The sequence below is a fragment of the Streptomyces sp. NBC_01471 genome (genome assembly GCF_041438865.1).
Taxonomy (GTDB): Bacteria; Actinomycetota; Actinomycetes; order Streptomycetales; family Streptomycetaceae; genus Streptomyces.
In genome coordinates this window covers 3,446,270-3,459,127 of sequence record NZ_CP109450.1, presented here as the reverse complement: position 1 = coordinate 3,459,127, position 12,858 = coordinate 3,446,270, and the positions used below count along the sequence as shown (strand labels likewise).

Below are 12,858 nucleotides of genomic sequence, written 5' to 3'. Positions count from 1 at the left end.
CATGAGCCTCTTCTCGCGCCGCTACGGCGCCCACCCCGTCCATCTCCTGGTCATGGCCTGCTGCTTCACCGTCGCCGGATACGCCGCGGTGCAGCTCCTCATGGGCCGCACCGTCGCCGTCGCCGTCTGGTTCATCGGTGCCGCGCTGCTGCACGATCTGGTCCTGGTGCCCGTCTACAGCGCCGCGGACCTCACCGCCCAGACCGCGCTCCCGCCGCACAAGGACCGCAAGGACCCTTCGGCCGGGCGCCGCCTGCTCAACCACCTGCGCGCCCCGGTGGCCCTGTCCCTGCTCCTGCTGCTGGTCTGGTTCCCGCTCATCCTGCGCAGGTCGGCCCCGTACCACCAGGACACCGGGCTCTCGGACAGCGTCTACCTCGACCGGTGGCTGCTGATCACCGCCGGGCTGTTCGCCGCATCCGCCCTCGCCGCCCTGATCAACATGGCCCGCCGACGCCACCGGACCCGCCCGCCGGTCTCCCCTGCGGAGCATCCCGGGCGGGAAGAATGAGCCAGCGCAGCGGTGGACAGTACACGTCCCCGTCACTCGCCCCCGAGGCGATGCGGGACCCATCGACACAGCAGTCCGCGGACGTCTACGTCGGTCCGCTGGATCTCTACGCCGATGCGCTGCACACCGAACAGCCGAAGCTCAGTCTCGGCTACCCCGACGGTCGGCAACTGCCTCTGGAGGTTCATCGCTGGCGGCAGGCAGCCGACGCCACGGACGAGGCTCTCCTCGACCACTGCACGGGCCCGGTGCTCGACGTCGGCTGCGGGCCCGGCAGACTCCTCATCGCACTGGCCCGACGTGGTGTTCCGGCTCTCGGAGTCGATGTCACCCGAGCTGCCGTGGACCTGGCGACGGCAGCAGGCGCCACGGTCCTGCACGCCTCGGTCTTCGACCCTGTACTGGACGAAGGCCACTGGCAGACCGCCATCCTCGCCGACGGCAACATCGGCATCGGCGGCGATCCACCGGCACTCCTGCGCAGGATCCGCCATCTCCTTGCCCCCGGAGGCACGCTGCTCCTGGAGACCGAACACGGCGACATCTACGAACAGGAACATCAGGTCCGGCTCGACGACGGAAGCGGACGACGCAGTGCCCCCTTCCGGTGGGCCCGGGTAGGAACCACCGCGGCCCGCACCATCAGCCTCCGGGCCGGATACCGCCCGCGCCAAGCATGGTCGGTCGGCGAACGGAACTTCCTGGCCCTCACCCGCTGAAGGCCCCCAACCCTCCCGCCATCGGGGACTGCCGCATCGGGGGCGAGGACGACAGCGTTTCGACCGGGAGCGATTTGCGTAGAGCCCTGCGCGAGGCGCTACCGCCCGACCCACAGGGTTATGCCGAGCCATTCAGCGTGGCGAGGGCCGCGCGTGCTTTGGGCGCGTACAGCGGGCTGAAGTGGGGGTTGATGCTCAGGGCCTCGGTCAGGTCTTTGCGGGCCGCCGTGGTGTCGCGGAGTGCTTTTTCGATCATGCCTCGGTGGTAGTGGAAGAGGGCGTTGCGCATGCCGGGTGCGAGTGCCTGGTCGGCCTCGTCGAGGGATTCCCGGTCTCGGCCGTTGACGTGGAGGGCCCAGGCGAGTGCGTCGTGGGTTTCCAGGAAGGGGCGGGTCTTGAGTCCTTTGCGGGCGATGGACAGGGCTTGTTGTGGGTTGCCGTGGTCGGCTTCGAAGAGGGCGGCGTCGGAGTCGAGGGCGACGCCGTTGGTGGTGAAGAGCTGCTGCTCGGCCCGGAAGATCCGGTACTGCTCGTCGGCCTGCTTGGTGCGGCCCAGGGACTGGTAGAGCTCGCCGAGCTGGAGGATGTACTCGGGTTGGGGAACGCGCTGCACCGCTCGGGTGAGGTCGGCGATAGCGGCGTCGGTCTTGCCGAGCGCTGTCTCGGCTCTGGCCTTCGCCTGGAACAGGGCGGTGTAGGAGGGCGCGACCCGCAGCCCCGCTTCGGCCTCTTTCAGCTCGGTGGCCGGATCCCCGTTGTTGAAGGCGAGTTCGCCGAGGTAGTAGTGGGCGAACGCCTGGTCCGCCGGGCCGGCCGAGTCGTTCAGAGCCCGGCGCATGTCGGTCTTGGCGGTCGCGACGTCGCCCCGCAGTTCAGCGACGTAGGACGCGCGGGACAGCGAGGGCGCTCCGGGCTTGAGGTCGACCATCCGCTGGGTCGCGCCGGCTGCTTCGGAGTAGCGGCCGAGCTGGGTGTACGCGTCGGCGAGTGTCCCGTACAGCGGGGAGCTGTACGGGTTGACGGCGACGGCTTGCTCGGCCCAGTCCAGGGCTTGGGTGAAGCGGTGGCGGCCCGCTTCGAGTGCGGCCATCCCGCCCATGGCGGTGAAGTTGTCCTTCTTCTCGCTCGCCAGTGAGCGTGTGAGGACGCCTTCGGCCTTGGGGTAATAGGTCGGGTCGGCCGTGGATTTCGCCTGCTGGACGTAGTCCAGGCCGAGAGTCGCCAGGGCCACGGCATCGTGTGGGCTCGTGCGCAGGTGCTGTTGGAGCCCGGTGATGTCCGCCACCAGCGGGTCGGCGCCGGCGGCGGGGCCGCTCGCCGCGCTGGATGACCCTGCGCTCCGGTCGCCCTGCGTTCCGTTCCAGGGGGCGAGCGCGAGTCCGCCGCCGAGGAAGAGGCCCACGCCGAGGACGGTGACGGTGCCGGCTGCGAGCAGGGTACGGCGGCGCGAGGGGCGTCGGGGGCCAGAGGTGTTCAATTCCCGCTCCGGGTGGGGGTGGTGTGTCCTGGGGTGGTGAGGGTGGCGTAGACGACCACGTTGTCGCGGTATCCGCCGTGCTCCCGGTCGTAGGTACCGCCGCAGGTGATCAGCCGCAGCGTGGGGGCTCCGGTGGTGACGTAGACCTGGTCGTCGGGGAAGTCGTTCTTGTCGTACTGGCGCAGTGCGCGGACGGTGAAGGTGACATGGGAGTGGTCGGCGCGGTCGATGGTTATCCGGTCGCCGGGGCGCAGGGCGGAGATGTCGTAGAACGCGGCGGGGCCGGTCTGCGAGTCGACGTGGCCGACGAAGACGGCTGCTCCTGGGTCGCCGGGGCGGGGTCCGTCGTGCCACCAGCCGACCTGGCCGGGATCCTCGGGGGCGCCGAGGTGTCCGTCCTGGCCCACGTCGAGGCCGGTGAGGGAGTGGTCCAGGCTGATGCCCGGTATTCGTATTCGCTCGGGAACGGCTGCGGGCGATCCGGGTGAGGTCGGTGCGGTCTGCGGCAGGGGGAGGGCCCCGATGTCGGCCGCGGTGCGGTGGCGGGCCGGTTGGGCGCCGACGAGCGCGGAGGTGCCGGCGCCGGCCAGGCCCATACCGGCGGCGACGGCGATGGCCGCGACCAGCCGCCGGGGACGCGTGGGGCGGAAGCGTCGGACGCGGCGCGGCCGCCCGCCCTCCACGGGGGAGGGCGGGCGGCCGGGTTCGGCGGGGGTGCTCACATCCGGCTCGCACGCCGACGGCGCAGGACCAGTGCTCCGGCCACGGCCAGCAGCGCGCCACCGGTCAGAGCCGTCACGGCCACGACGGGGAAGCCACCGGTGAGGGCGGTACCGCCCAGCCCTGCCCCGACGCCACCGTCGGGGTGCAGCGAGTCGGCCTGGTTGACGGCGGCCGTGTTGGGCAGCGCCACGTACGGGAAGGAGGACGTCGGCTGCCTGTACGGGGCATCGACGCCGTCCCCTGCGGCGAGCGCCGGCACGATCTTGCCGGTCTGCGCGGCGCCCTCAAGGGCCTGGAGCTCGATGTCGACGACGTCGTCGTTGAGACGGCGGCCGTTCGGGAAGCCCGCCAGGTCCTTGGCGAGCACACCGAGCCGGTTGGGGTTGGCGGTCGCCGGGACGGCCATGTTCAGCCGCAGCTCCTCGGACGGCACGAACCCGCTCTTCTTCACATCCCCGTTCAGCAGCTGCGAGTTGAGGTCCGCCTGAATGGGACCGCACGCCTTGCAGATCCCGGAGAGGAAGATCTCGGAGAGATCCTTACGGGGAGTCGCAGGCGCGGGGACGCCGTAGATGCTCTGGATGAGCTTGGGCACGATCGGATCGAGGACCGCGTTCACCACCGGTGTCACCGTGTGGTCGACGTCGGGGGCGATCGAGTTGAAGGCGTCCTTGTACTTCAGCGGCACGACCACCTCATTGACCAGAGGATTTCCGAGCCGCGAAACCTGGTGCCAACCGCTCTGCCCCTGGTCGGGCGAGGGCGGGCCGCCCTTGGAATCGCTGCCCACAGCCTGCGAACCCTCATTGCCCTTGCTGCTCTCCGCACCCTTGCCGGAGGAGACGGCCGCACCCTTGCGGTCGGTGGTGGACCACACACCGATGACGGGGTTGCGCTTGGCGTCGCCGTTGAGCGCCAGATCCTTCTTGGGGACCTGGAGGGCGATGGTGTTGACGTTGTACCCGGCGAGCGTGTTGTGTCCACTCTCCTTGAGGTTCCCGCCGTACAGCAGGTCGAAGATCCGCAGGTCGAGGAAGAACGGGTCCGATGCCTGTCCGGCGTAGGTCTGGCCGCCGTTCGGCAGCGACACCGTGGCCTGCTTGCGCAGCGACGCGTAGTCAGGCATCGACGCCGGGCCGACGTTCGAGGGCGCGGCGGGCGCGTCCTTGACCAGCGTCCGGGTCAGCCCCTTGGCATCGGTTGAGGTCAGGGTGTATGTCTGGCGGAAGTTCAGAGTCTCGTCGTTGAGGGTCTTCACGACGCCCGTGTTGTACAGGAACTGATTCGCGGAGTCGCGGATGTGGTCGGTGAACGCCCAGGTGTACGTGGTGTCCGGCTTGCCGTTGCCGTCGCTGTCGATCTTGATGTTGTAGCGCGCGTCGTTGGCGAACGGGTAGAAGTTCGGGCCGCCGTTGGGCTCCTCGAACGGGATCCAGTTGGCCACCAGTGTCACGGTGTCCGCGTTGTCCGGGCTGGTGAAGGCGTACACATCGGTGTTGTCGGCCTTCGGGTCGCCCGCGGTCAGCGGCGCCTCGCGGTGGCTGGAGGCGGAGCTTACGCCGGGCGCGAGCCCCGCGACAGTGCCGGCTGTGACCAGAGCGAGTATGCCGACGGACGCCAGGACGCCCTCGGCACGGCGGACCGTGGGCCTTCTGAGAGGCAGACGGAAGGGCTGCATGATTGATCCGTTTCCGGTGGAGCCGTGCCTCCGGTAACGGGGGTCGCGGCAGCGTGCGGGAGGACGCTCGAAGCCCCACACGGACCACCTCGGGCGAGCCCGACGCTGACGTCGGTACTCAGCAAATGCGTCCGCAATGCGGCTTAAGCTACGAATAAATCACCATGAATGACACCAGGCCGCCACGCTTGAGAGCCGAACGGGGGCACTCCGAAGCCCAAATGGGCCCAGTTCGCGGTCGGCGACCACGGGAGTGATGCCGCGAAAGGGGTATCGGCACGCGTCTTCCGTGCGCAGAGCCGTATTCCACTTCCTTATTGCGAGTCTTGCGCAATAAGGAAGTGGGTGCACCTCTTCACCGGCTGCGTGGGTGACATGAGGGCTGACCGGGTGCTCGAAGTGCGCCACGCGAGTGGAGAAGCTGCTCCCACCGGCGCGCGTACGGCAGAACCGGTAAGGAGTCAGGTCATTGCGCCCGGCAGCCCGCCCGGTGTCCGGCTGCCATGAGTTACGTCTCGCACTCGGTCCTTGCGGCCGTAGCGGTCCCGGACCGACCGGCACGGCCCACCCCCGACGCCTCAGGAGGCAGCTCATGACCTACCGCCCTCTCCCAAGGCGAGTGGCGGCTGCGGTCTGCGGTGTCCTGTGGCTACTCGGCGTATCGGCCCCGGCCGCGCAGGCTCACCCCCTCGGTAACTTCTCGATCAACCGCTACACCGGATTAACTCTGCACCCGGACCAACTTGACATCCTGGCCGTCACCGACACCGCGGAGATCCCCACCCTCCAGGCCGCACCCCGCGTCGACACCAACGGCGACGGCACCCAGAGCCCCGCCGAACGCGCCGCCTGGGCGTCCGCCCGCTGCGTTGAGACAGCCGACAGCCTGCAGGTTGCCGCCCCGCAGCGGCTGCACTGGAAGGTCGCGTCGGCCACTTTCGCGTATCGGCCCGGACAGGCCCGCCTGCGTACGAGTCGCCTCGAATGCCGCCTCAAGGCGCCCTTGGACCTGACTGTCGGCCCGGTGACGCTGCGGGTCGCGACCGGCGCGGACCGCACCAGGGTGGGCTGGAACGAGATCACCGCGAAGGGGCAGGGAGTGCAGCTCAAGGACTCCTCCGTCGCCCAGACGTCCTCATCCGACGAACTCCGCAACTACCCACGCGACTTGCTCCAGACACCGCGCGGAGACTTCCACGCGCAGATCACCGCCGTCGCAGGCGACGGCCCGTCGCTCACCGCTGCGGCTGGATCCGGAGCCGGACAGGACGGTGGGCTCACCGGGCAGGTGGAGGCGCTCTCCCGGCATTTGACGTCACTCGCCGGGGCCCAGCGCCTGACCGTACCGGTCGGGCTGCTGGCAGTCCTGCTCTCCGTCGTCCTGGGCGCCGGACACGCAATGCTGCCCGGACATGGCAAGACCGTCATGGCCGCGTACCTGGCCGGACGGCGGGGCAGTACCCGCGACGCCATCACCGTCGGCGCCACCGTCACCATCACCCACACCGCCGGAGTTCTGGTCATCGGGTTGTGCCTGACCACGTTCTCCTCGCTCGCGGGCGACTCCGTACTGGGCTGGCTCGGCGTCATCAGTGGTGCACTCGTGGCCCTCGTCGGGGCAGGACTACTGGCCGACGCCGTACGGCGCGCACGACGAACCACCCCGCCCGGCCGCGTGGTTGATGCTCCATCACCCGCCGACCTGCAACCCGCGCTGGTCGGCGCGACCGGTCAGGCAGAAGCGGACCTCACCGCCGACCTCCCGCACGGCCACGACCATCTCCACACCGATCACCACCACGGTCTCGCGCACGAGCCGGACCAGACCCACGCGCAGGAACAGCATTCCGAACCCGCCCACTCCCACCCGCATCACGACAGCGCGCACGGCCACACCCACGATCACAGCCACGGACATGCGGTGCCGCACCGGCACGGCCTGCTCGGGCGCCCTCACACCCATGCACCCATCAGCGCCGACGCTCAGCCCTTCACTCTCCGCGGGCTGATCGGCCTCGGCATCGCCGGCGGCCTGGTCCCCAGCCCCTCCGCCCTGGTCGTACTCCTCGGTGCCATCGCCCTGGGCCGCACCGCCTTCGGCGCCACCCTCGTACTGGCGTACGGCCTCGGCATGGCAGCCACACTCACCGCGGTCGGCCTGCTGCTCGTCAAGCTCGGCAGCAGAGCCAGCAGCCTCACCGACCGCCCGCTGTTCGCACTCGTCCGACGCCTGGCCCCGCACATGGCGATCCTGACCGCCCTCCTCGTCCTCATCGTCGGACTCGGCCTGATGGTCCGCAGCCTGCCACCCGTCCTGTGACACCTGGAGCCCTCGTGAAAACTTCCCGCTACGCGTTCCTCGGAGCTCTGCTCGCCGTGCTGGTCCTGACCGGCTGTTCGTCCGAGCATGGCGGCTCGTTGGACGCCCAGTCCGGCACTCCGTCCCCCAGCTGTCTGGTGCACCAGAAAGATGAGCCCGCGAGCCGCTACACCGCAGGCACCCGCTCCGATCCGCGCTCCGTCCTGGAACTGATGCGCTACTACACAGCCAACGGAAAGAGGGCCTATTGCGACGGCAAGCCCCCCACTCGCACCGACCAGCAGTGGGTGGATCTCTACAGCAGACTCGGCGGGGAACCCAGCCACCTGTCCACGAGGGATCGCCGAACACCGTGAAGTCGACGGGCCGGCCTGAACCTTGCACTCGGGCCTGCTGACGTCGTCGATGTACCCGTCAGCGCTCACTCGGGGCCTTCTCCTCTGGGAAGCTCTTCCTGTGGACAACACGACGAGTGAAAGCGTGCATGCGACATCGGGCGAAGTGTCCGACCTTAGCCCCGAGGTACTGCTTGCCCGTGTGGCGGAGGGCGATCAAGAGGCGTTCGCTCAGCTGTACCCGCTGATCGCAGGGCCTGCGCTGGGGCTTGCGCGCCGGGTAGTGAGAGACGAGGCGCAGGCGGAGGAGGTCTGTCAGGAGGCGCTGACCGAGGTCTGGTGCAAAGCACCCCAGTTCGACCCATCCCGCGGTGGTGCCTTCTCCTGGGCCATGACGATCACCCACCGCCGCGCCATCGACCGAGTCCGTTCAGTGCAGGCATCAGTCGATCGCGACCGCCAGGACGCGCTTCGCCAGCACCAGCCCGCGTTCGACGAAGTCAGCGAGGAAGTTGAGATCCGCCTGGAGCGCGAACAGGTGCGGCGCTGCCTTCAGGCGCTGTCGCCGCTCCAGCGCGAATCCGTACTCCTCGCCTACTACGACGGCTGCACCTACCGGGAGACCGCCGAACGGCTGGGCACGGCCCTGGGCACCATCAAGACCCGGATGCGTGACGGACTGATCCGCCTCCGCGACTGCCTCGGTGTCGCCTGATCAAGCTGCTCGGATTCGCGAACGCGTAGGTCTTGGCTGGGCAGCTGGTACCCGACATCGCTCATCGGAGATCGTGCGCTGGGGAGAAGCCGACCAAGATCTTCTCCCAGATTTCTCCCAAACGATCTCCGGAGACGCAGGAAGGGCCTGACCCTCAGAGAGAATCAGACCCTTGACCTGCTATTTCAGCTGTCGGGGTGGCGGGATTTGAACCCACGACCTCTTCGTCCCGAACGAAGCGCGCTGCCAAGCTGCGCTACACCCCGATTGTCGCTCGCGTGGCGGCGACATCAGTTACTTTAGCGGACCCGTGGCCTGAGACGAAATCCGGTTTCCCCTGGCGGGCGGGTGGTGCCGGATTCCGTACGCGGGGCCGGCCCTACCGCCTCGCGGTGAGCGTCAGCAGCGTGGCCTCCGGGGCGCACGCGAAGCGCACCGGGGTGTAGCGGTTCGTGCCGCAGCCCGCTGAAACGTGCAGGTAGGAGCGGTTGCCGCCGGACTCGTGGGCGGAGAGGCCCTTGACCCGGTCGGTGTCCAGGTCGCAGTTGGTGACCAGCGCTCCGTAGAACGGGATGCACAGCTGGCCGCCGTGGGTGTGGCCCGCGAGGATCAGGGGATAGCCGTCCGTCGTGAACGCGTCCAGGGTGCGCAGATACGGCGCGTGCACCACCGCCACCGAGAGGTCAGCGCCCGCTTCCGGGCCGCCCGCCACCTCGGCGTACCTGTCCCGTTTGATGTGCGGGTCGTCCAGACCGGTGAAGGCGATCTCCATGCCGTCCACCTTCAGCCGGCCGCGCGTATTGGTGAGGTTCACCCAGCCCGCCGCGTCGAAGCCGTCCCGCAGGCCCTCCCACGGGTTGTGCACCACGCCCACCGCCGGTGCCTTGCCGTTGAGGCCGTGCTTGCCCTGCGCCTTCTCGAAGAGGTAGCGGGCCGGGTTGCGGAACTTCGGGCCGTAGTAGTCGTTCGACCCGAACACGTACACACCCGGGAACTCCATCAGCGGCCCCAGCGCGTCCAGGACCTCCGGTACGCCCTCCGGGTCCGAGAGGTTGTCCCCGGTGTTGACCACGAAGTCCGGCCGCAGCCCCGCCAGGGACTGGAGCCAGCGCTGTTTCTTGCGCTGGCCGCCGACCATGTGGATGTCCGAGACCTGGAGGACGCGTACGGGCCGGGCGCCGGGCGGCAGTACCGGCACGGTCACCCGCCGGAGGCGGAACGAGCGCGCCTCGAATCCGGCGGCATAGGCGATGCCTGCCGCGCCAACGGCCGTGATTCCTGCGGTGACTTTGAGGGGGATCCCATAGCGTGCGCGCATACCTCCATCGTCGCAGACAGCGGGTCACCGCAAAATCTGCGGGCGGTGCGGAGGCCGTACCTGCGACACTTGGCCGCATGACCACGCTCAAGTCCAAGCTGCACGCAGAACTCACCGAGGCCATCAGGGCGCGCGACGAGCTGCGCTCCTCGACGCTCCGGCTGACCCTCTCCGCGATCACGAAGGAAGAGGTCTCGGGCACGTCGGCACGTGAGCTGACCGACGACGAGGTGCTGAAGGTGATCGCCAAGGAGGCGAAGAAGCGCCGAGAGGCGGCCGAGGCCTTCGAGCAGGGCGGCCGCACCGAGAGTGCCGCGCGGGAGAAGGCGGAGGGCGAACTGCTTGCCACCTATCTGCCGAAGCAGCTGAGCGACGACGAGCTGAGCGCGATCGTCACGCAGGCCGTCGACGAGGCCAAGGCCTCCGGAGCCGAGGGGCCGCGTGCCATGGGCGCCGTCATGAAGATCGTGAACCCGAAGGTGGCCGGGCTCGCCGACGGCGGCCGGGTGGCCGCCGAGGTGAAGAAGCGGCTCGCGGGCTGACCCGGACAGCCACCCGCTCGCGCGCACCACGAAGCACGCCACAAACGGCACCACAAAGTGCACGCGGAGCGCACCGCGGAGAAACGGGACGCACCGCAGAAGAACGGGAGGGGCGCCCGGTGAACCCACCGGGCGCCCCTCCCTGCGTCATCGCACCTACCGCGGCATCCGCCGGGTCGTGCCGCTATCTCCGGTGGTGGCCGTCGTTGCCACCGATGAAGCCGGGCGGGAACGAGATGCCGCCACCGTCTCCGGGCTGGCCGCCGTTCCCCTGGTCGCCGCCGTCCGTACCGCCGTCGGTGCCCCCGCCGTCGGTTCCGCCGTTGCCCTGGTCGCCGCCGCCGCTGGGGGCGTGGCTCTTGCCGCCCGAGGAGTGACCGCGCGGGACACCCACCTTGTTGAAGGACGGCGTCTCCGACGGTGACAGGGCGCCGGTCATCGCTGTCTTCCAGATGGGGCCGGGAAGACAGCCACCACAGACCTCGTCGTAGTAGTGGCCGCCGATGTTGATGTTGGTCATCGGGATCTGCCGCGCTCCGTCGCTGCCGACCCAGACGGCCGTGGCCAGGTTGGGCGTGTAGCCGACGAACCACGCGTTCTTGCGCTCGTCGGTGGTACCCGTCTTGCCCGCGTTGTCGCGGTCGGTGAGTCCGGCCTGCTTACCGGTACCGTCCGCGACCACGCCCTTCAGCATCTGGTTGATGGTGTCGGCGGTGTGCTCGCTCATCGCCGAGGCGCAGGTCGACTTCGGCACCGGGATCTGCTTGCCGCCCGGCGCGGTCACCGACTCAAGGGCGATCGGCGAGCAGTACGTCCCGCGATTGGCGAAGGTGGCGTACACCGAGGCCATCGCCAGCGGGGTCGACTCCTGGCCACCGAGAGTGGTGGAGGGCACCGTCTGGAGCGGCTTGTTGTTGCCGCGGATGTAGCCGACCTTGTTGGCCATCGAGATCGTCTCGCAGAGGCCGGTCTTCTGCTCCAGCCTCGCGAAGTACGTGTTGATCGACTTGCCCAGCGCGCTGGTCATGTCGAAGGTGCCCTTCTCCGACGTGAGCTCGTTCTCGACCGACCAGGGGCTGCTGTCGGCCGGCTGGTTCTGGCAGTTCCTGAAGCTCGTACCGGGAAGGGAGATGTGCGAGCCCGTCGTGAAACTCTGCGCCGGGCTGATGCCCTTCTCCAGTGCGGCGGCCGCGGTGATCGGCTTGAACGTCGAGCCCACCTGGAAGCCCGCGTACGTACCGCCCATCTTGTTGTCGACCGAGAGGTTCAGCACCGTCTCGTGCTTCGACGGGTCCAGGCCGTACGGACGGGACTGGGCCATCGCGAGGATCTTCCCGGTGCCCGGCTGGACCTGCACCACCGCGTCCGCGATCTTGTCGTCCTCGTTGACCCGGGAGGTGGCCGCGACATTGGAGGATGCCTGCGCCTTGGGATCCAGGGTGGTCTTGACGGTCAGACCGCCGACCGACCAGAGCTTCTGGCGCTCCTCCTTGGTCTTGCCGAACGCCGGATCCGTCAGGAACACCTTGCGGACGTAGTCGCAGAAGAAGCCCGCGCCCTTGACCGCGGTGATGCACCCGCTCTTGGGCCTGGTCACCTTCAGCTTGATCGGCTCGGCCATGGCCTTGTCGGCCTGGGGCTGCGAGATGTCATGGACATCGGCCATCCGCTGCAGCACGGTGTTGCGCCGCTTGGTGGCCTCTTCCATGTCGTTGATCGGGTCGTACCGGCTCGGCGACTGCACGAGACCGGCCAGCAGCGCGGACTCGCCGATCGTCAGGTCCTTCGCGGACTTGGAGAAGTAGCGCTGGGACGCCGCCTCGACGCCGTACGCCTGCTCGCCGAAGAAGGTGATGTTGAGGTAGTTCTCCAGGATCTTCTTCTTGCCGAGCGACTGCTCGACCTGGATCGCGTACTTGAGCTCGCGGACCTTGCGGCCGAGGCTCTTCTGCTGCGCCTCGGCGACCTTGGTCGGGTCGTCGCCCGCCTCCTCGACGAAGACGTTCTTGACGTACTGCTGGGTGAGGGTCGACGCCCCCTGGGCCGCGCCGCCCTCCTGCGCGTTGCGGTTGAGCGCGCGCGCCACGCCCTTCACGTCGATCGCGCCGTGCTGGTAGAAGCGCGCGTCCTCGATCGCGACGAGCGCCTTCTGCATGTACGGGGAGATGTCCTGGAGCTTCACCACCGTGCGGTCCCGCTCGTAGACCGACGCGAGCTGGTTGTTGTTCGCGTCCAGGATCGTGGTCCGCTGGCTGAGTGGCGGTGTCTTGAGGCTGGCGGGGATGTCGTCGAATCCGTTGACGGTGCCCTTGGCCGCGAGCCCCAGCGCTCCGGCTGCCGGCAGCGCGATGCCCGCCAGTACAGCTCCGGAGAGCGCGGCGACACCGAGGAATTTGGCGGCCTGCTGGGTCTTGGTGAGACCCCCGCCGGAGCGCTTCTTTGGCATGAGGGCAGCCTACGTTGTGGAGAAGGAGCAGCTTCATTCGCCGGACACGCGGATATGCCTTGGCCTAAGCTGCA

General features: G+C 68.8%; 11 protein-coding genes and 1 tRNA gene. 6 read left to right on the top strand and 6 right to left on the bottom strand.

From position 1 onward, the window contains the following. Window position 1: 1 nt before the first annotated feature. A complete protein-coding gene (locus tag OG285_RS15125) occupies window positions 2-511 on the top strand; it encodes a hypothetical protein (protein WP_371793536.1) in 510 nt (169 codons plus the stop codon). Next, window positions 508-1,230 carry a class I SAM-dependent methyltransferase gene (locus OG285_RS15120; protein WP_371791223.1) on the top strand — a complete coding sequence of 241 codons (723 nt, stop codon included), beginning with the start codon at window positions 508-510 and terminating at the stop codon, window positions 1,228-1,230. Before OG285_RS15125 ends, OG285_RS15120 begins: the two co-directional genes overlap by 4 nt. 118 nt (window positions 1,231-1,348) lie before the next feature. Here OG285_RS15120 and OG285_RS15115 read toward each other — a convergent pair whose 3' ends face one another. The 3 genes from OG285_RS15115 to OG285_RS15105 are packed head-to-tail and all read right to left on the bottom strand — an operon-like array spanning window position 1,349 to window position 5,108. Beyond that, window positions 1,349-2,707, bottom strand: coding sequence for a tetratricopeptide repeat protein (locus OG285_RS15115; RefSeq protein WP_371791222.1), 1,359 nt, complete (start codon window positions 2,705-2,707; stop codon window positions 1,349-1,351). Next, window positions 2,704-3,429, bottom strand: coding sequence for a class F sortase (locus OG285_RS15110; RefSeq protein WP_371791221.1), 726 nt, complete (start codon window positions 3,427-3,429; stop codon window positions 2,704-2,706). Before OG285_RS15110 ends, OG285_RS15115 begins: the two co-directional genes overlap by 4 nt. Further along, window positions 3,426-5,108: a DUF4331 domain-containing protein gene (locus OG285_RS15105; protein ID WP_371791220.1), complete on the bottom strand. Its 1,683-nt coding sequence runs from the start codon at window positions 5,106-5,108 to the stop codon at window positions 3,426-3,428. The genes OG285_RS15110 and OG285_RS15105 overlap by 4 nt, the downstream gene beginning before the upstream one ends. Window positions 5,109-5,700: 592 nt before the next feature. Between OG285_RS15105 and OG285_RS15100 the strand changes: the two genes are divergently transcribed. From OG285_RS15100 to sigK, 3 genes are all read left to right on the top strand, one after another. Next, window positions 5,701-7,428, top strand: coding sequence for a nickel/cobalt transporter (locus OG285_RS15100; protein WP_371791219.1), 1,728 nt, complete (start codon window positions 5,701-5,703; stop codon window positions 7,426-7,428). Between the two features lie 14 nt (window positions 7,429-7,442). Further along, a complete protein-coding gene (locus OG285_RS15095; protein ID WP_371791218.1) occupies window positions 7,443-7,784 on the top strand; it encodes a hypothetical protein in 342 nt (113 codons plus the stop codon). A 124-nt stretch (window positions 7,785-7,908) separates the two neighbouring features. Then, a complete protein-coding gene (gene sigK / locus OG285_RS15090; RefSeq protein WP_371793535.1) occupies window positions 7,909-8,478 on the top strand; it encodes an ECF RNA polymerase sigma factor SigK in 570 nt (189 codons plus the stop codon). A gap of 192 nt (window positions 8,479-8,670) precedes the next feature. On the opposite strand, the gene OG285_RS15085 is transcribed toward sigK, so the two are convergent. Then, window positions 8,671-8,744, bottom strand: a tRNA-Pro gene (locus tag OG285_RS15085). 113 nt (window positions 8,745-8,857) lie between these two features. Continuing rightward, entirely contained in the window at window positions 8,858-9,796 is a 939-nt protein-coding gene (locus OG285_RS15080) for a metallophosphoesterase (RefSeq protein ID WP_356826194.1), read from the bottom strand. Window positions 9,797-9,873: 77 nt separating this feature from the next. Here OG285_RS15080 and OG285_RS15075 point away from each other — a divergent pair, with 77 nt between their 5' ends. Next, window positions 9,874-10,338 (top strand): GatB/YqeY domain-containing protein, encoded by a 465-nt coding sequence (locus OG285_RS15075; protein WP_356826192.1) that lies wholly within the window; start codon window positions 9,874-9,876, stop codon window positions 10,336-10,338. Between the two features lie 184 nt (window positions 10,339-10,522). On the opposite strand, the gene OG285_RS15070 is transcribed toward OG285_RS15075, so the two are convergent. After that, complete coding sequence (locus OG285_RS15070) at window positions 10,523-12,784, bottom strand: transglycosylase domain-containing protein (RefSeq protein WP_371791217.1); 2,262 nt, start codon at window positions 12,782-12,784, stop codon at window positions 10,523-10,525. Window positions 12,785-12,858: the final 74 nt, after the last annotated feature.

What these genes read in the sequence shown, in the direction of transcription:
- OG285_RS15105 (WP_371791220.1), bottom strand. Translation starts at nt 5,108, where the DNA reads ATGCAGCCCTTCCGTCTGCCTCTCAGAAGGCCCACGGTCCGCCGTGCC.
- OG285_RS15070 (WP_371791217.1), bottom strand. Translation starts at nt 12,784, where the DNA reads ATGCCAAAGAAGCGCTCCGGCGGGGGTCTCACCAAGACCCAGCAGGCC.
- OG285_RS15120 (WP_371791223.1), top strand. Translation starts at nt 508, where the DNA reads ATGAGCCAGCGCAGCGGTGGACAGTACACGTCCCCGTCACTCGCCCCC.
- OG285_RS15125 (WP_371793536.1), top strand. Translation starts at nt 2, where the DNA reads ATGAGCCTCTTCTCGCGCCGCTACGGCGCCCACCCCGTCCATCTCCTG.
- OG285_RS15075 (WP_356826192.1), top strand. Translation starts at nt 9,874, where the DNA reads ATGACCACGCTCAAGTCCAAGCTGCACGCAGAACTCACCGAGGCCATC.
- OG285_RS15100 (WP_371791219.1), top strand. Translation starts at nt 5,701, where the DNA reads ATGACCTACCGCCCTCTCCCAAGGCGAGTGGCGGCTGCGGTCTGCGGT.
- OG285_RS15080 (WP_356826194.1), bottom strand. Translation starts at nt 9,796, where the DNA reads ATGCGCGCACGCTATGGGATCCCCCTCAAAGTCACCGCAGGAATCACG.